17 protein-coding genes and 1 pseudogene are annotated in these 18,200 nt (G+C 44.2%); 8 read left to right on the forward strand and 10 right to left on the reverse strand.

The window, feature by feature from the left end; genetic code table 11:
- The first annotated feature begins 7 nt into the window (after positions 1-7).
- The 5 genes and pseudogenes from NI455_RS02140 to NI455_RS02160 all read left to right on the forward strand — a co-directional run bounded on the left by NI455_RS02140 (position 8) and on the right by NI455_RS02160 (position 6,440).
- Positions 8-3,184, forward strand: a complete 3,177-nt coding sequence (locus NI455_RS02140; RefSeq protein ID WP_253112165.1) for an efflux RND transporter permease subunit — start codon at positions 8-10, stop codon at positions 3,182-3,184.
- Positions 3,184-4,650, forward strand: coding sequence for a multidrug efflux RND transporter AdeIJK outer membrane channel subunit AdeK (gene adeK / locus NI455_RS02145; protein WP_253112167.1), 1,467 nt, complete (start codon positions 3,184-3,186; stop codon positions 4,648-4,650). The genes NI455_RS02140 and adeK overlap by 1 nt, the downstream gene beginning before the upstream one ends.
- A gap of 108 nt (positions 4,651-4,758) precedes the next feature.
- Positions 4,759-5,115, forward strand: a complete 357-nt coding sequence (locus NI455_RS02150; RefSeq protein ID WP_005104015.1) for a YbjQ family protein — start codon at positions 4,759-4,761, stop codon at positions 5,113-5,115.
- A 3-nt stretch (positions 5,116-5,118) separates the two neighbouring features.
- Positions 5,119-5,568 (forward strand): YbjQ family protein, encoded by a 450-nt coding sequence (locus tag NI455_RS02155; protein ID WP_004731922.1) that lies wholly within the window; start codon positions 5,119-5,121, stop codon positions 5,566-5,568.
- A 219-nt stretch (positions 5,569-5,787) separates the two neighbouring features.
- Positions 5,788-6,440 (forward strand): annotated as a pseudogene (locus NI455_RS02160) (DUF1345 domain-containing protein).
- Positions 6,441-6,560: 120 nt separating this feature from the next.
- Here the strand turns inward: NI455_RS02160 and NI455_RS02165 are convergent.
- The 3 genes from NI455_RS02165 to NI455_RS02175 all read right to left on the reverse strand — a co-directional run bounded on the left by NI455_RS02165 (position 6,561) and on the right by NI455_RS02175 (position 8,228).
- Positions 6,561-7,058 carry a DUF2505 family protein gene (locus tag NI455_RS02165; protein WP_004280652.1) on the reverse strand — a complete coding sequence of 166 codons (498 nt, stop codon included), beginning with the start codon at positions 7,056-7,058 and terminating at the stop codon, positions 6,561-6,563.
- Positions 7,059-7,207: 149 nt separating this feature from the next.
- The gene (locus NI455_RS02170; protein ID WP_243474427.1) at positions 7,208-7,483 is read right to left on the reverse strand and encodes a hypothetical protein; all 276 of its coding nucleotides are present in this window, start codon (positions 7,481-7,483) and stop codon (positions 7,208-7,210) included.
- Positions 7,484-7,742: 259 nt separating this feature from the next.
- On the reverse strand, positions 7,743-8,228 hold the full coding sequence (locus NI455_RS02175) for a hypothetical protein (protein ID WP_253112169.1): 486 nt from the start codon (positions 8,226-8,228) through the stop codon (positions 7,743-7,745).
- Between the two features lie 371 nt (positions 8,229-8,599).
- On the opposite strand from NI455_RS02175, the gene NI455_RS02180 reads away from it, so the two are divergent.
- Positions 8,600-9,067 (forward strand): GNAT family N-acetyltransferase, encoded by a 468-nt coding sequence (locus NI455_RS02180; protein WP_086044556.1) that lies wholly within the window; start codon positions 8,600-8,602, stop codon positions 9,065-9,067.
- Here NI455_RS02180 and NI455_RS02185 read toward each other — a convergent pair.
- The 5 genes from NI455_RS02185 to NI455_RS02205 all read right to left on the reverse strand — a co-directional run bounded on the left by NI455_RS02185 (position 9,064) and on the right by NI455_RS02205 (position 13,892).
- A complete protein-coding gene (locus NI455_RS02185; RefSeq protein ID WP_253112171.1) occupies positions 9,064-10,875 on the reverse strand; it encodes a sensor domain-containing diguanylate cyclase in 1,812 nt (603 codons plus the stop codon). The genes NI455_RS02180 and NI455_RS02185 overlap by 4 nt on opposite strands.
- Before the next feature lie 241 nt (positions 10,876-11,116).
- Positions 11,117-11,455 (reverse strand): FKBP-type peptidyl-prolyl cis-trans isomerase, encoded by a 339-nt coding sequence (locus tag NI455_RS02190; RefSeq protein ID WP_004280661.1) that lies wholly within the window; start codon positions 11,453-11,455, stop codon positions 11,117-11,119.
- Between the two features lie 85 nt (positions 11,456-11,540).
- Positions 11,541-12,164 (reverse strand): MgtC/SapB family protein, encoded by a 624-nt coding sequence (locus NI455_RS02195; protein WP_004731934.1) that lies wholly within the window; start codon positions 12,162-12,164, stop codon positions 11,541-11,543.
- Positions 12,165-12,249: 85 nt separating this feature from the next.
- On the reverse strand, positions 12,250-12,780 hold the full coding sequence (locus NI455_RS02200) for a YaeQ family protein (protein WP_044108573.1): 531 nt from the start codon (positions 12,778-12,780) through the stop codon (positions 12,250-12,252).
- A 101-nt stretch (positions 12,781-12,881) separates the two neighbouring features.
- Positions 12,882-13,892: a CobW family GTP-binding protein gene (locus NI455_RS02205; protein WP_253112173.1), complete on the reverse strand. Its 1,011-nt coding sequence runs from the start codon at positions 13,890-13,892 to the stop codon at positions 12,882-12,884.
- 391 nt (positions 13,893-14,283) lie between these two features.
- On the opposite strand from NI455_RS02205, the gene NI455_RS02210 reads away from it, so the two are divergent.
- Together NI455_RS02210 and NI455_RS02215 are read left to right on the forward strand one after the other, a co-directional pair.
- Complete coding sequence (locus NI455_RS02210) at positions 14,284-14,517, forward strand: hypothetical protein (protein ID WP_004645811.1); 234 nt, start codon at positions 14,284-14,286, stop codon at positions 14,515-14,517.
- 353 nt (positions 14,518-14,870) lie between these two features.
- Positions 14,871-16,475 carry a bifunctional 3-(3-hydroxy-phenyl)propionate/3-hydroxycinnamic acid hydroxylase gene (locus NI455_RS02215; RefSeq protein WP_253112175.1) on the forward strand — a complete coding sequence of 535 codons (1,605 nt, stop codon included), beginning with the start codon at positions 14,871-14,873 and terminating at the stop codon, positions 16,473-16,475.
- An 82-nt stretch (positions 16,476-16,557) separates the two neighbouring features.
- Here NI455_RS02215 and NI455_RS02220 read toward each other — a convergent pair whose 3' ends face one another.
- Both NI455_RS02220 and NI455_RS02225 read right to left on the reverse strand, forming a co-directional pair.
- A complete protein-coding gene (locus NI455_RS02220) occupies positions 16,558-17,172 on the reverse strand; it encodes a glutathione S-transferase family protein (protein ID WP_253112224.1) in 615 nt (204 codons plus the stop codon).
- 133 nt (positions 17,173-17,305) lie between these two features.
- Entirely contained in the window at positions 17,306-18,199 is an 894-nt protein-coding gene (locus NI455_RS02225; protein ID WP_253112177.1) for a LysR substrate-binding domain-containing protein, read from the reverse strand.
- Between the last annotated feature and the right edge of the window lies 1 nt (position 18,200).

An 18,200-nucleotide genomic window follows, 5' to 3' on the forward strand; every position in this document is an offset into this window, starting at 1 on the left:
ATGGTTCATGGCTCAATTCTTTATTCATCGCCCGATTTTCGCTTGGGTGATTGCATTGGTCATTATGCTGGCGGGTATTTTAACCATCAGCAAAATGCCGATTGCACAATATCCAACCATCGCACCACCGACCGTCACCATTTCTGCGACTTATCCGGGTGCATCTGCTGAAACTGTTGAAAATACAGTGACCCAGATCATCGAGCAGCAAATGAACGGTATGGATGGCTTGCGCTATATCTCGTCTAACAGTGCGGGTAATGGTTCTTCGTCTATTTCCTTAAACTTTGACCAGGGTGTCGATCCTGATATCGCACAGGTTCAGGTTCAAAACAAATTACAGTCTGCGACTGCCCTGCTGCCTGAAGATGTACAGCGTCAGGGTGTGCGGGTGACCAAATCGGGTGCCAGCTTCCTGCAAGTTTTGGCATTCTATTCGCCTAATAGCAGCCTGACCGCAGATGACATCAAAGACTATGTTAACTCGAATATTGCTGAGCCTTTAAGCCGTGTGGCCGGGGTCGGTGAAGTTCAGGTCTTTGGTGGTTCTTATGCGATGCGTATCTGGCTGGATCCAGCCAAGATGGCCAGCCTGCAAGTAACGCCAAGTGATATTGCTACTGCAATCCGTACCCAGAATGCACAGGTTGCGGTAGGTCAGTTGGGTGGTGCGCCTGCAGTTCAAGGACAAGTGTTAAATGCGACGGTAACGGCTCAAAGTCTGTTACAAACGCCGGAACAGTTCAGCAATATCTTCCTGAAAAATGCCACTTCTGGTGCACAGGTTCGCTTAGGTGATGTTGCACGAGTTGAACTTGGTGCAGATAACTATCAGTTCGATTCTAAATTTAATGGCAAACCGGCTGGTGGTGTAGCTATTAAGCTCGCGACTGGCGCCAATGCCCTGGATACCGCACAAGCAGTTGAAGAGCGTTTAAAACAGTTACGTCCAAACTATCCACAAGGCATGGTCGACCAACTGGCGTTTGACACCACACCATTTATTGAACTGTCGATTAAGAGTGTAGTTAAAACCTTGATCGAAGCGATTATTCTGGTGTTCCTGGTGATGTTCCTGTTCCTGCAGAACTGGCGTGCCACCATCATTCCAACCATGGCGGTTCCAGTCGTCGTATTGGGTACTTTTGCCGTCATTAACATCTTTGGCTTCTCGATTAATACCCTGACCATGTTTGCCATGGTATTGGCGATTGGTCTTCTGGTCGATGACGCGATTGTTGTGGTCGAGAACGTCGAACGGGTCATGGTGGAAGAACATCTGGATCCGGTTGCTGCAACTGAAAAATCGATGAAACAGATTTCTGGCGCATTGATTGGTATTACCTCGGTGCTGTCGGCAGTATTCGTTCCAATGGCTTTCTTCGGTGGAACCACCGGGGTCATTTATCGCCAGTTCTCGATTACGCTGGTAACAGCGATGGTCTTGTCACTGGTGGTTGCCTTAACCTTTACTCCTGCCCTGTGTGCGACCCTGCTGAAACAGCATGATCCGAACAAGCCGGAAAGTAATGGTATTTTTGCGCGTTTCTTCCGCTGGTTTAATAGCAGTTTTGACAAGGTCTCTGTGAAATATCAGGGCGGCGTCAACCGCATGACCCACAGCAAGATTTTCTCTGGTGTGGTGTATGCCGTGGTACTGGGTATTATTGTGCTGTTGTTCCAGAAACTGCCTTCTTCGTTCCTACCGGATGAAGACCAGGGCGTGGTCATGACGCTGGTTCAGTTACCGCCAAATGCAACTTTGGAACGTACCGACAAAGTGGTCAGCACTATGACCAACTATTTCTTAGAAAGCGAGAAAGAGCATGTCGAGTCTGTCTTTAGTGTGGCAGGTTTCTCCTTCACGGGTGTTGGACAAAACGCAGGTCTGGCATTTATTAAACTGAAAGACTGGTCAGAGCGTCACAGTCCGGAATCTCAAGTCGGTGCCATTATTCAACGTGGTATGGCGCTAAACATGATTATCAAAGATGCGTCTTACATCATGCCACTGCAATTACCTGCAATGCCTGAACTGGGTGTGTCGGCTGGCTTTAACTTACAGCTCAAAGCTGCAAGTGGTCAAAGTCATGACCAGCTCCTGGCAGCACGTAATACGATTCTCGGTCTAGCAGCACAAGACTCGCGTCTGGCAGGCGTACGTCCAAACGGTCAGGAAGATACTCCTCAGTACCGTGTCATTGTGGATCATGCGCAAGCAGGTGCACTGGGTGTCAGCGTTGCCGAAATTAACAGCACCATGGGTATTGCTTGGGGCGGTTCATATATCAATGATTTCATTGATCGTGGTCGTGTCAAGAAAGTCTATGTTCAGGGTGAAGCTGGCTCGCGGATGATGCCGGAAGATCTGGATCAATGGTATGTGCGTAATAATCGCGGTGAAATGGTGCCATTCTCGGCATTTGCCACAGGCGAATGGACCTACGGTTCTCCACGTCTTGAGCGTTATAACGGCGTATCGTCCATGAACATTCAGGGTACACCTGCTCCGGGTATCAGCTCGGGCGATGCGATGGTGGCCATGGAAGAAATTGTAGCGAAGTTACCAGAAATGGGCTTGCAAGGTTTCGATTTCGAATGGACAGGTCTATCTTTGGAAGAGCGTGAATCTGGTGCGCAAGCTCCGTTCCTGTATGCCTTGTCACTGCTGATTGTCTTCCTGTGTCTGGCAGCCCTGTATGAAAGCTGGTCGATTCCGTTCTCGGTTCTACTGGTGGTGCCATTGGGTATTTTCGGTGCATTATTACTCACCTTTGGTGGAATGGTGCTGCTGCAAAATCCAAACCTGTCGAATAACATTTACTTCCAGGTAGCGATTATTGCCGTGATTGGTCTTTCTGCGAAAAACGCGATCTTGATTGTCGAGTTTGCGAAAGAATTGCAGGAACAAGGTGAAGAGTTATTTGAAGCGACCTTGCATGCGGCAAAAATGCGTTTACGTCCAATTATCATGACCACATTGGCCTTTGGTTTTGGTGTATTACCGCTTGCCCTGGCTTCAGGTGCAGGTGCAGGTAGCCAGCACTCAGTCGGTTATGGTGTACTCGGCGGCGTGATCAGCTCGACCTTGTTAGGTATCTTCTTTATCCCGGTATTCTACGTGTGGATTCGAAGTGTCTTTAAATACAAACCAAAACAACAAAATCAGGAGTATAAGTCGTAATGCAAAATGTATGGTCTATTACAGGTCGTAGCATTGCGGTATCTGCCCTTGCGCTTGCTTTGACGGCCTGTCAAAGCATGCGCAGTCCAGAGCCGGTTGCGCAGGCAGATATCCCGAGCAGCTATACCAATGCGTCTGGTACTTCTGTAGCAGAACAGGGTTATAAAAACTTTTTTGCCGATCAGCGCCTGTTACAGGTGCTGGATCTGGCATTAAACAATAACCGTGATTTGCGTATTGCTGCCCTCAATATTCAACGAGCTCAGCAACAGTATCAGATTACTGAAAACAACCAGTTACCGACGATCGGTGCCAGTGGTAGCGTATTACGCCAGGACACCATGAATTCCCAGAATCGTGGTGCAGTGACGACTTATAATGTCGGACTGGGTGTAACTGCGTATGAACTGGATTTTTGGGGACGTGTCCGCAGCTTGCGTGACAATGCGCTAGATAACTTCTTAGCGACCCAAAGTGCTCGAGATGCGACGCAAATTGCCTTGATTGGTCAGGTGTCTCAGGCTTGGCTCAGCTATTCGTTTGCCAATGCCAATCTGGCTTTGGCTGAACAAACACTAAAAGCTCAGCTTGAATCTTTCAATCTGAACAAGAAACGTTTTGATGTCGGGATTGATAGCGAGCTTCCAGTGCGTCAGGCGCAAATCTCGGTTGAAACAGCACGTAATGATGTTGCGAATTACCGCACTCAGGTAGCACAGGCACAAAACCTGTTAAACCTGCTGGTCGGTCAGCAAGTGCCTGCGAATTTATTACCAGCACAACGCGTGACCCGCATCACTTCAAATACTGCATTGGGTTCAGGCTTGCCAAGTGATCTATTGGTTAACCGTCCAGATGTTCGTGCAGCAGAATACCGCCTGTCTGCGGCAGGTGCCAATATTGCGGCAGCACGTGCGCGTCTGTTCCCGACAATTAGTCTGACCGGTTCAGCAGGTTATGCCTCTACTGATTTAGGCGACCTGTTTAAATCAGGTAGTTTTGCCTGGTCATTTGGTCCGAGTCTGGATATTCCAATTTTTGATTGGGGTACCCGTCAGGCCAATATCCGTATTTCTGAAACCGATCAGCAAATTGCCTTGTCAGATTACGAAAAGTCGATTCAGACTGCTTTCCGTGAAGTGAATGATGCTTTGGCGGTACGTCAGAATATTGGTGATCGTCTTGCAGCTCAGCGCCGTCTGGTCGAAGCAACCAACACCACCTATCGCTTGTCGCAGGCACGTTTCCGCGCCGGGATTGACAGCTATCTGACTGTACTGGATGCACAGCGTGCGTCTTATGCAGCAGAACAAGGTTTGTTATTGCTTGAACAGGCCAATCTGAACAATCAGGTTGAAGTCTACAAAACCCTGGGGGGCGGCTTGAAAGTCAATACGACGGATACCTTGCCGAATACACCGCCTGTATCTGAACAGCGCCGTGCGGCAGAACAACCAGCGCAATAAATTCCAGACAGATCAGGAAAAGCTCACTTCGGTGGGCTTTTTTTTATTGCATTTTCGAGGCAGTTTTCCTATTGTCATAGTCCAGCAATTTATTTAGAAAACATGCACATGTTACTTAGCAATCTGGAATCTGTACCGGGACATACCATTCGCCAGCAAATTGATGTGGTGTATGGCAGTACCGTACGCAGCAAACATGTCGGACGTGACTTATTGGCCGGCCTGAAAAATATTGTCGGTGGTGAGCTTACCGCCTATACCGAACTGCTGGAAGAATCCCGTCAGGAAGCCATGAACCGCATGATTGAAAAAGCCCGTAGTATGGGTGCCAATGCGATTGTCGGCATTCGTTTCTCGACCTCTAATATCGCCCAAGGTGCTTCTGAACTCTTTGTTTATGGGACAGCCGTAGTCGTTGATCCGATCATGCCGAAATTGCCCGACCCTTTTCCGCAGGCAGATTAAAGCATGGATGGTTTAATTCTCCAGATCATCATTTTTGCCATTCTGTTTAGTGTTGGTTTCGGTTTTGGACGTTATAACGAAGGTAAACATTTTCGTTATCTGGATGAACAGGAACAACGTCTGGCCTATATCCGGGTGAACAATAGCCGCTTCGTTGTGTCTGAATATTCCGGACAGATGATCAGCAGCAATGTGGTCATTTCCCATGATTATTTTAAATATGCGATTGCCAATGTGCAGAATATGCTGGGTGGCCGTCTGACCAGCTATGAAAGTGTAGTAGAACGCGCACGACGTGAAGCGATTGTACGTTTAAAACTGGAAGCCGAAAAAATTGGTGCGACTCAGATTATGGGCATTCGGCTCAGCACGACTGAACTCGGTATGCAAGGTGGCATGGTGGAAGTCTTTGCTTATGGCACTGCAATCCAACAACCCGCTCAATCCGTTTAAACATCAGTTCAGAAAAAATCTATTGAGATAATCACGCCTGCTACGCGATCCGCGCAGTCAAATGACTCAACTCGAATCAGTTCGACACCTTTAGGATGAAATGTCGTAGAGGAAATAACTCAGACCGTTGCAATCTTCTTTATTGCAAACGGTTCTGTGCTAGGATCTTGAGAAGTCAGCAAAATAAATATAAATGACATGATGTAGTTTCTTCAGTCTATAAAAACGGCACTTCAATCCCGTCTGTATTTCTTTATTATTTTCCCAGCAATCGTTGGATTTTATCTGGTTTTACAAGCCCTCACCCCTTTGAGCTGGTCAAACTCCCTGTTGATCAGCTGGAATATCGCAATTTACGCTTATTTATTATTGACCATAAAAAACTCTGGCGTATTGATCATGCTCATATCCTGCAACGCGCCATGCAACAGGATGCCAGCAAATGGATCATTCTGTTTCTGGTGATCACCACCCTCATCATGTGTTTTATAGCGATTATTATTGAAATTAATCACTTACCTAAAGATACTACCATCCGAACCGGTCATTTAATCTTGTCAGTTCTGACCATTATTTCAGCCTGGTTCTTGATGCATACGATTTTTGCAATTCATTATGCACATGACTTTTATTTGGCGCTCGACAAACAGCAACAAGGTGGACTGGATTTCCCCAATACCACCAGACCGACTTATCCAGACTTTCTATATTTTAGTTATATCATCGGGACTTCTGCGCAAACTGCAGATGTATCCATTACTTGCCAATCCATGCGGGTTTTAAATACCCTACATTTGCTTTTGGCTTACGGATTCAATACCACCATTCTGGCCATCAGCATTAATGTAACGGCAAACTTTATCAGCACTTAAAAAGTTTTTTGGATAGTGGCAGTACCCTGAAAATAGCGATCTACCGCCCAATCAGCTACCACTACCCTGCGTCTAACCTGACCAGTTTTTAAATTAGGTCAATCACAGTATTTGATTGCTTCAAGCGGTGAGACCTTTACGCAATTCATCTTCGACGATGCTGAGTTCAATTTCACTAAATTTACGAATCTCACCTTCAGCATGCTTTTCTAGCATGCCACCCAGCAAAGGCACTTTGACTTTGACTGTCCAGTTTAACTGGAACTGGATCTGGTCTTCATCTCCAGTGACTGCACGCTGACAGATGGCCTCGATCGGCAAGTTCGCACCGAGTTGTACCGTCGAAGTCATTTCATTCAGATCGCTAACATCGGTACGCTGCAAACGGAATGCATCTTTGAGTAATTTTTTTGCGATATCAGGAATATTAACATCCAGATTATAAGCGCGTTTCAGGGTATACATATGCCCCTGCTTTTCCGAAACCAGGATTTCCAAGTTTTGCGCAGGAATTCGATGGCAAACTGCCTCATGCAAACGAATATCATTGGCCAAACGCTTAAATTCATCAATAGACACGCCATTGATAATTGCTTTCACGGTGAACTGATGTGCCATGCTATTTTTTCCTTATTTTTATTACGATATTCGCCTATGCCACTCTCGGCTGATGCGAATAAAAATCAGATACAGAGATGACTCTGCAATTTATATCAACTTTATAGCGGATGTCATTATTCTTTTATCGGGAAATACCGGCAATCCGGTCAATGTTTGCAACATAGTTTTACTGAAAGCTGTGCCTGTCCACAGCTGATCTGTAGCTGCGCTTCGCCATAATAAATCACGGCATGAAACTCATCGGCACCATCGTCCAGACCGGAAACAGAGTATTCTGTAACAGCCGGGAAAGCCTGTAACCAGTCAGCCTTATAAAAATCCGAGACCGAATCAAACTGCAAATACAGTTCAGGCTCAGCTTCGATCTTCATCGCCAGTGCAATAAACTTCTGTAATTGTGCTTGATGAAAATCAATGATCATAGCGCTCCTGCCTTTTTAGTCCGGATCATTGTTCGCCAGACTTCGTACATTTTAAATGACTATTTCAAGAATAGGATTCACGAGTCTTGAGGTTTTTCTAGCGCAAGATTATGGCTTGAAGGAGATAAATTATATGGGCTATTTCCGCCAAGCGGCAGAAAAAATCTGAGCTAAGGCATGAGATACCTTTTCTGAATTGCAATGGCTTAAGTACGTAGTCTGAGATCTTCAATCGTAGAAAATGACTGAAAGTGGTGTTCTAAGCACAGTCAGAATGCAAAAGTTCCCTACGAATTTCATGCCGGTGCTCTTCTCCAAAACGGTCGACATGTGCATAGAATACGCCATAGCGACCGACATAATATTCCAGTGACTGATCATAAAAATTCCAGAAAATAGACCATTCGCCTAAATCCATCTGACGAACCTGGGTACCACTGTGCATCGGCATTTTTTGTAATAGTTCTTGCTGTAACTGTTCGGCCTGTGCCCGATTCTCAATATGCACCTGCCGTTGAAAGAATAGCTGTGCCACATCGTCAAACAGTTCCAGTTCATAAGCATCCACCAGATGTACTTGCTGCTCTTGCTCGATGACCTCTTGTTCTGTCATGCTAGAAATCTGTGCTGGTTTTTCTGGACGCTGACACACCAGATGGCGCTGAGCTTTATAGATCTTTCTGCCTACGATCCAGGCAGCATTCAACATGAATAAAACACATAACAAGAGCAGTAATTTCAGCATGGTTGATGATCTCATATGACTAATTTTATTTTTATGGTTATAGGATCAAGATTCATTTGAATAGTCCCTTTTGACTCAGCATACGTCTATTTTTTATACAGTGCAAACTTGAGGCATATTTTTACTATTTATCTCCTCTGCTTGCTCATTTGTGCCCAGATTCAAACTTCGATTTATTTAAAAATGGATTTGCTTTGATTTTTTATTTTTAACGCTGTAATGAGATTGAAGAACTTGAGATAAACAAACAGAACAAATCAGCAACAGAACCGATCTTCACATTGATAAATCACAGCAAAGATTCTCAAAAAACTACAATATTGTTCTGTTTTTTACCCTCTTCTTTTTTATCCAATAAACCTTCCCTATAAATGTTCGAGAAAATGAATAATATTATGATTCGTGAAGGGAAGGTCGAAGATATACCTCAAATTATTCAGGTCATTCATGACAGCATTCAGTCCTGTGTACTGGATCATCAGCGTGAAGAAAGCAAAATTCAAACCTGGCTAGAAAAATTTGATCATGCCAGCCTGATTGTCGATATGCTGTATAACGATTGCTGGGTTTATCTCATCTATGACAAGGTCGTCGGGTTCTTATTGGTCAGTGATACTGGAGAAATCCGGATGCATTATGTGGCCCAACACTGCCAAAGACTGGGATTTGGCACCGAGTTATTTCAACAAATGCATCGCGCTTTATTAAAGAAAAAAATTCATCAGATTGAAATACAGTCTACTCAAACTGCGTTAAGTTATTATCAACACTGCGGCTTTCATCCCCATTCTGCCGAGCCAGAAGATGAATCGCGTTATCTGTATAAATATGTTTTTTAATCGGCCTCTTTTTCAATTTTTAACTGATCACGTCCGGCCTGTTTGGCGGCGTAGAGCTGCACATCTGCCGCTTTCATCAATTCATGAATATCTGCATAGCCATGTTTTTGTTCAACCCAGGCCGCGCCCATACTAACCGTAACATAATCTTTTTCATCTGGCCGATTCAGATGTTGCATACGCTGTTCCCGAATCTGGTTTAACACATTTTCCAGATTTTTAAGGGCAGTTTGAACCGGCATTCCAGTGAGCAGAATCGCAAACTCTTCACCACCATAACGTGCCAGATAGCCAGACGGTGGCAAAGTGCCTTGAATAATCCTGACCAGATTTTTCAGGATTTCATCGCCTTTTAAGTGGCCATAGTAGTCATTATAATTTTTAAAAAAATCGACATCGAGCATGGCAAAAATCAAGGTATGTTGCGGCTGTTGTTGGGTCTGTATAAACTGCTGCTGGATTTCATGATTTAAGGCACGCCGGTTAAAAGCTCCGGTCAGTGCATCAATATTCATCTGCTGTTCCAGTTTGGCATTCACTTCACGCAGCTGCTGGGTACGCTCTTTGACTTTTTGATCGAGCGAATTATTGAGTGCGATCAGGTTCAGGTTTAGCTGTTCAGTCTCATAAGTTTGATGTGCATAATGTCTGGACTGCTGAAACATGATTAATAAGGCATAGATACTGGTTGAGATAAAGAACAGATGCGTGGTTTTAATTACATTGATCAGCAACAGATAATCATTCAAAAAAGTGACACAAAGGAAAATAATTGCAATCAGATTTAAACGCGAATAATGCTCTTTATAACGTAGGGTCTGATAAAAGCCATAAATAAAATTACCGATGATGACCAAGGCGAAAATCGCACTAAATAGGGCTACTCGTTCAAATATCTCAGGAGGTGAAAATAGGGTGAAAGTAATGTTAAAAACCAGTAATGCCACAGCGATATAATAAATCACCGGATTTAGATAACGTCGGTTAAAAAGATGCATATAACTGAGAAAAAAGAAGGCAGCAATAAAAGTAAACAAATACTCTAAGCGGGTTCCCCACAGCCAATTAATATTGGTAAATACCGAATAGGCATAAGGTGCAGAAAACAGATTATGCAGGGCCAAAAAGACAATAAACCAGCCAAAAACAAAGATACTTTTACTGTTACGTTCTCGTGATCCCCGGAATATCGAAAATAGAATGGTAAACACCCCCACCCCAAGTACCGCGCCGCACACCATGGCAATACTCATCATGAGCTGCTGGAATTGGCGATTGATGGTAGCTGCAACGCCGATCTGCATTGGTCGTTCGAGACCGCCATGCAAGTGGGTATAATTGGAAGCCTGAATGCTTAAGGTAATATACTCAGTGTCTGGAACAAAATAGCCAATACGCGGTGCTTTCTCAGTCACCTGTTTGTCAGGTGTGGTACTGATTTCCCCGAGACGGACAATAAACTGTCCATTGACATATATCCGATAGGCGCCGTATTGGGTTGGAATCCGAATCGCGATGCGTCGCCCGAGAAATTCTTTCGGAATTTTAAAATAGCCAATAAAGGTACCGTAGCCAGAGTTTGAACCCGCTAGAGTTTTAAAAGAGGCTGGCAATTCAACTGTTTTTGACTGGAGTACGGGGCTGGGCTGAACAATAAACTGACTCGGATAAAACAGCCATTTTCCCTGCAAGGCACTAGTGCTATGTTCGGTAAAATGAACTTCAGTAATATGGTCGTGAGATTGCTGCTGAAATGACGGCGAAGGGAGTTCATCCTGAGCGATTGCTGAACTTATGATGCAAGTCATCCAGCTCAAGGCACAGACAAATACGAAAAAACAGACATTCCTTATCAAGTTATGCAAATACGTTATATCTCAAAATAACTCTTTATTATTCTTATAATCTACAAGGAATATTTTTGATTTCAAATCTTTTTAGATGTTTTTTGTAGCGTCTCCGGCACAGTCTATTTTGAAGCGACTGTACCAGAACCTTCATACATTTTTGAATAAAAAATATATTTTATATTCAGCAAGTTAAATGATTTTAATCACGTGTTTTTACATCAAACAGTTCAATTTCAAAAATCAGGTTGGAATTGGCTGGAATGACTTTACCCATTTTACGTTCGCCATAGGCCAAATGTGCAGGCACCATCAGTTTACGCTTGCCACCAACTTTCATTCCCAGAATCCCCTGATCCCAACCTTTGATCACACGACCGGTACCAATGACAGTTTCAAAATAATTACCACGGTCAATAGAAGAATCAAACTTGGTTCCATCTTCCAGCCAGCCGGTATAGTGCGTGGTAATTAAGGCACCTTTTACCGCTTCTTTACCTTCGCCTACTTTTAAATCAATAATTTCAAGTTCGTTGATCATGGTTATTTACCTGAGAGGAGCATAAAATTCAAAGCTCAGTATAAACTGGATTGCTCTGTTTTTTTAAGCTTGGGACATTGATGGGTTAAAAGCTGAGTTCCTGAATATTCTTATCATTGAGTAAATACTGGGTTAATTCTTGATGATTCTTGGCCGATCCCATCAGAATCCAGCGTCCGACAATCTGTTGATCAATTTTTTTTTGTGAGGAATGCACCACTTTTAACTCATAACGTTTAAATAACATTTCGTAGTGATCGGAATCATTCTGATCGAATGGGCAGACGATTTCATAGCTGCGTTCCTGATTCAGAGATTCAATGCCACGCTGAACATACATTAATAGAACCAGCACCGCCATGACAATAAAAGTAGCCCAAATACTTAAGAGTTCATAGCCAGCACCGACTGCCATGCCGAGTGCTGCCGTCATCCAGATGGTAGTCGCGGTGGTAATTCCAGAAATACGGTTATCATCTTTCAGGATAACACCAGCGCCCAGAAAACCCAGCCCAGTCAAGACATTGGCGGCCAGCCGGTCAGGATTGGCCACGCCTATTTTCAGGGAGATAATGGTAAATAAACAGGAACTCAGACTGACCATAATCATGGTACGCAATCCAGCAGATTTACTGTGATACTCACGCTCTGCACCAATAATTGCGCCAATCGCGACAGCTAGCAGTAAATCATAAAGTTCATGGTACATGGTGCAACCCTGCGTATTCTTATTCCTCAGATATACGCAATTTGAGCTACAAGATACAAGTCCAGACTTGCATCCTTATTTGGCCTTATTGTAACTGTTCCCACTCCACCAGCACCTGGCCCTGATCGCCAATCAAGGTCCATTCACCATCCATCACATTGAGCTGTAACTGCATGGTGCGTTCGCATAACTGTGGCAATGCGTCGGTGGTTGCGGTAGATAACTTCCACACTTCCACATTTTTTAAGATTTTTAATTTGCTGCTGCGCTTATACCATTCATCCACCGCAGAACCATAGGTGACAACTGCGACCTGCTTGCAACGCGCACTGGCCTTTTTGACTTTATCTTCATCCGGGCTACCGACTTCAATCCATTTGACCAGTTGACCGGTCAGATCTTTTTCCCAGAGTGCCGGTTCATCGGTTTCAAAAAGATCCTTGGTAAATTCCAGCGCTTCATCGGCATAGCGTGCATAGGCCAAAATACGCACCATCAAGCGTTCAATGGTTTCTGAAGGATGCAGCGCCATCGTCAGCTGATAGTCTGCATAACGATGCGTATCCATGTCCGCAATATTCAAATCAACCTTATAAATCGTCGCTTTTAACGCCATCACATAATCCTCAAATTTGGCGCCTAGCATATAAGATTTAGCGCTATTTTGCTGAACAGATTTAGGCCAATAATTCATTCAGCGCACTAGAAACAGTACCATTATTTCTCTGGATCCATACGACATTGCATCAGGGCAGTTTCAAAGGCCAGCCAATCCCGTGACTGTTGATAAATCACTTCTACCCGGTTATCAATGCCTTCATCTGCCGACTGATAATTAAACTGCTCAGGATTAAAATTAAAGCTTTTCCAGCCTTGATCCGTATTAAAAATTCCCTTGATTCTGAGCCAGTCTTTTTGTTCACAGAGCAGATCCAGCAGATCATAAAAATCAAATTGCCAGCGTTTTGGCAATTTCCAGCCCGCAACCTGATAACCCTGCGCGCTTTCTACATAATGATAAGGCATTTGCTGAATCACTAAGGGCGTATCTGCTGAACGGGTGATCTGTTGCTGTTTTAACAAAGGCTGAATCTGACGGGCGGAACCCCGATAGTCCTGCTTGATCAGTTCGATATCGAGTTGTCCATGCTCGGTGAACAGCCACTGTTGGGCATAAGGTTGATATTCTGCCTGAAGCTGCGTGAGCGCTGCGCGATCTGCGGCTGTCATCAAGTCAGTATGTGAAATCACCACAATATGCGCTGCCTTGAGCTGGTCTGCATACAGGTTTTGCTGGGTCCAGTCCCGGTCATGCAAACGCGAACCATCTACCACAGTGACTAAAGCCTGCATGTTTAAATGGCTGTGCCAGTGCGGTTCGGTCAGCTGTTCCAGTAATTGTCCCGGGTGCCCCAGCCCAGTAGGTTCGATAAACAGACGATCCGGTTTCACCTCTGACAGCAGCCGTGACAAGGCGATCTGCATGGGTAACTGGCTACTACTACAACATAGACAACCACCCAACAGCTCTTTGACCGCAAAGCCCTGGTCTTGTGGCAATAACTGCTGGTCTACCCCAATCTGGCCAAATTCATTCATCAGTACCGCCCAGATTTCCTGTTCCGGTTTTTGCTGTAATAAATGTTTGAGTAGTGTGGTTTTACCTGCCCCCAAAAATCCGGAAATGATATGGACAGGAATAGCCTGCGACGCTGACAGAATTTTCAAAATCGACTCTCAAGAGATTGAATAGAAATAGCAATACTCTGCATTATAAAGCACAGTGTGACTTTAAAATGCGTGTTCTTCGCAAACACGGCGTGAAAATCACAGAGATAAAAATTAATGGAATGATCCAAAATTACCAATTTTCTATGTTAACTTTTATTTCAAATTTGATTTTTGAAATATTCATACACACTTTCATTAAATAAAACTCTGCATAATTAACAGAAATAAAACAACTTTCTCAGTTTTGTATCTGCAGGGTTATTCCCTGCGTGTCGCTTTTGTTAATTGATTTGCTCAGTAAAATTTCAGTGCTTAGGATGGGCATCTGTCGAATTGATGTGATGGTCAGCTCGGCAGATTACATGACATGAATAAAAGGATGCCAAAAATGAAATATGCACAAATCTTACTTGCCACTACGCTTACTGCTGCTGCAGCCACCAGTTTTGCTGATAGTAAAACTACAGATGCGAAAACCACCACTGCAGAAGAAAAAGTGATTGTGACTACCCAGGAATTACCTGAATCGAATGCTCCTGTTGCAGGCGCATCTGCAGAGCAGCCTGCTGCCTCTGAAGCTGCTGCGGAAACTACGACACCTGCAAAACCTGCTGCACGTTAAGTGATTGAACAACTCGTTTAATCCTTCAATGAAGATATCAGGGACAGTAATTCTCCAGTAGGCTTTGTCCTATACTGCCCCCGATATTATTCTATGCTGAATCATGCTTGATGCTGGTTCAGCATTTTTATTGCATAAAATCTATTTATCACCATAGTCAAAACTGATCATAGAATTAATACAGGCTATCAAATTTTTATTATTTTTATAATTAAAATCAATTATTTATTTAAAAACAACCTATTTCAATCCAATATCATCCATATACTTAAGCTACTATCGCCTAACTTGTTTCTGGCTTCTAACTGTCCCTTAATAGCATCAAATGCAAGTCGATTGAGTGGACATTCGCTATGAGCAATACTAATTACACTACTGAAGTGGCAATCCTTGGCGCCGGCCCTGTAGGCTTAACCATTGCCAACTATCTGAGCAAGCAAGGCGTAGCTGTCACGATTGTCGAACAACTGGATAGTTTGATTGATTATCCACGTGCGATTGGAATCGATGATGAATCCTTGCGTACCATTCAATCTTTGGGTTTAGTCGATCAAGTCTTACCGCATACCACTCCGAATCATGCGATGCGCTTCTTGACGCCTAAAGGTCGCTGTTTTGCAGATATTCAGCCTTTAACACGTGAGTTTGGTTTCTCGCGCCGTAATGCCTTTATTCAGCCACAAGTCGATAACGTTCTGCTGCAAGGCTTAAAGCAATATAAAAACACCCAAGTGCTGTTTTCTCGTCAATTGACCCAGTTTAGTCAAGATGCTGACGGCGTAACACTTAACCTGCAAAATAAAGAGGGCGATGCAGAAACCATCCGCGCTCAATACCTGATTGCTTGTGATGGCGGTAATTCTTATGTGCGCCGCAACCTGGGCATTGCCTTTGAAGGTGAAACCGCACCGAATCAATGGATTGTAATCGACCTTGAGAACGACCCGCTTGCTACACCGCATATTTACTTATGTTGTGATCCGGTTCGTCCTTATGTATCAGCCGCATTGCCACATGGTATCCGCCGTTTTGAATTTATGGTCATGCCGGGTGAAACACAGGAAGAACTCAGCAAACCGGAAAATATTGCCAAACTTCTGTCCAAGGTTTTACCAAGTACGGATGGTATCGAAGTGATCCGTCAGCGTGTTTATACCCATAATGCCCGTATTGCCGACAAATTCCGTGTCGATCGTATTTTACTTGCCGGTGATGCAGCGCACATTATGCCGATATGGCAAGGTCAGGGTTATAACAGCGGTATGCGTGATGCCTTTAACCTGGCCTGGAAAATGGCACTGGTTATTCAAGGTAAAGCTGGCCCAGCACTTTTAGATTCTTATCAGATCGAACGTAAAGACCATGCCAAGGCGATGATTGACCTGTCGGTGATGGCAGGTCACGTACTGGCACCACCGAAAAAATGGCAAGGTTTTGTTCGTGATGGTATTGCCTATGCCCTGAACTACATCAAGCCGATCAAACAGTACCTGCTGGAAATGCGCTTTAAACCGATGCCGAAATATCATGACGGCGCACTTTTGAGTAACGGAACCAAGAACTCTCCGGTTGGCAAGATGTTTATCCAGCCTCAGGTTCAGCTGGCTTCGGGTGAAACCGTATTACTGGATAAAGTGATCGGTAATGATTTTGCGATTATTGCCTGGGGTGTTGATCCGAAATGGGGTCTGAGCCCACAAACGTTGCAACAGTGGAAATCGCTGGGTGTGAAATTCATTCAGGTGATCCCGGCAGTGCAATTGCAAAATAGCCAGCGCAAAGAGTATCAAGATGTCATCACCATTGGTGATATCGGCACAGATATCCGCTCGTGGTTTGGCAACACGTCTGATTCAGTTGTGATCCTGCGTCCTGACCGTTTCGTGGCTGCGCTGGCCATTCCTCAATCGATGGAAAGCACCAGCCAGCAACTGTTTAAAAAGCTTTACCTGAAATAATATTAGGGTCACCTTTCACCACGCTTCGGCGTGGTTTTTTTTATTGTTTTTAGATATCCCGGACAATATATAGACCGAGGAGTTAGACTCGGTATTCCTGAAACCACGGGATATCTTTCAGGGAATCACGGCAAGCCATCTGCTGCAGGAAGGGTCTGAACTCATCAAATTTCGGTAAAATTTTCGCAGATATGGCGAAGATTAAACAATAAGCCACATAGAGATCCGCGGCCGAGACTTTTTCACCCAACAGATAGGGACTGGCCTGCCCGATGCCCTGTTTCAGAAAATCAAATACGGCTGCTTCATTCCCAAAACTTAAACTTCTTCGGTTCTTTTCAATATTTTCTGGCGACACCTGTAAATCTTTTATATCGATATATTCGGTTAACGGCCCATGGCAGAAAAACATCCATTTTAAATACACCCCACGCTTGGGATCATCCAAAGCAGGTGCCAATCCTTGGTCACAGTACTTATCTGCCAGATAAATAAAAATGGCGGCCATTTCTGAAATGACGATCTCCTGATCTACCAGACAGGGAACTTTTCCCATCGGATTCATCTGTGTATATGCCTGCTGATGCATATCCTCATAGGCAATCTCCACCTGCTCAATCTGATCTTCAATTTGTAATTCTTTCAGCAAAGGCAACAAGGTCAGGCCACGTGATTGCGGATTGTTATAGAGCTTCATCATCCTGCTTCAACCGGTTTTTTTATTGTTAGAGGTTCAGTATAAAGCGATTTGCAGTTCCGATTTAAAAGGATGTGCTACAGATCATTTCTGTCGCACTGCTTTTTCGATGGGCTGATCAACGATGCAGATATTAGAAAAGATCCACACAAAACTTTTCTTTTAATACTTTTAAAATCAGATCAATCACCACATGTTTTTGATCCTTGCGATAATTGGCATACAGTCCAATCATCGGCAACGGTTCCAGCGTCTTTTTCACCACAATATTATCGCCGAGCAGTGGAATCACATAAGCCGGCACCAGACTCCAGCCCACGCCCATTCCCACCAGATTGACATTGAGCAGGATATTGGTGGAATACTGCACCACATTCACTTTTAATTTAGACTGTTTAAAAAAATCCTGAATCAGCTTATGCAGTTGCGGTGAGGGCTGCTCATCACTAATTACAAAGTCCTGACTTTCAAAACTCTTGATACTGACATAGGGCAAGGCCGCAGCCGGGGAATCTTTGGGCACAATCAAGGTTAAAGGCTCATCAAAAATGCGGATCGAATCAAACTCACTTAACTGCCCCGGATAACGGGTAAAGGCAATGTCAATCTGTCCATTTCTTAAAGCACTAAACTGTTCTGCATCGGTCAGACTGTGAAACTGTGCTTTCAGTTCAGGAAAATGCGCGCGGATATTCGGCATGATATAAGGAAAGACTTTCATTTCCGCGACCGGGACAAAACCGATATTCAGCTGGTCCTGCTGCGCATTGGCGATCTGTCTGGCAGTCTGAATGGCGCGCTCTGCATGTTCAAGACTCAGTAAAGCTTCTTTTAAAAACGCCTGTCCAGCTTCAGTTAGCCCGACCTTACGGTTATTCCGCTCTAGCAACTGTACGCCAACCTCACGTTCCAGATCCTTGATTTGCTGGCTCAATGAAGGCTGTACCGTATTTAATTTTTCCGCGGCACGGGTAAAGTTCAGTTCCTGCGCCACCGTAACGAAATAACGTAAATGCCTTAATTCCATT

Origin of the sequence: Acinetobacter lwoffii, from assembly GCF_024129435.1 — a bacterium.
Lineage (GTDB): Bacteria > Pseudomonadota > Gammaproteobacteria > Pseudomonadales > Moraxellaceae > Acinetobacter > Acinetobacter lwoffii_F.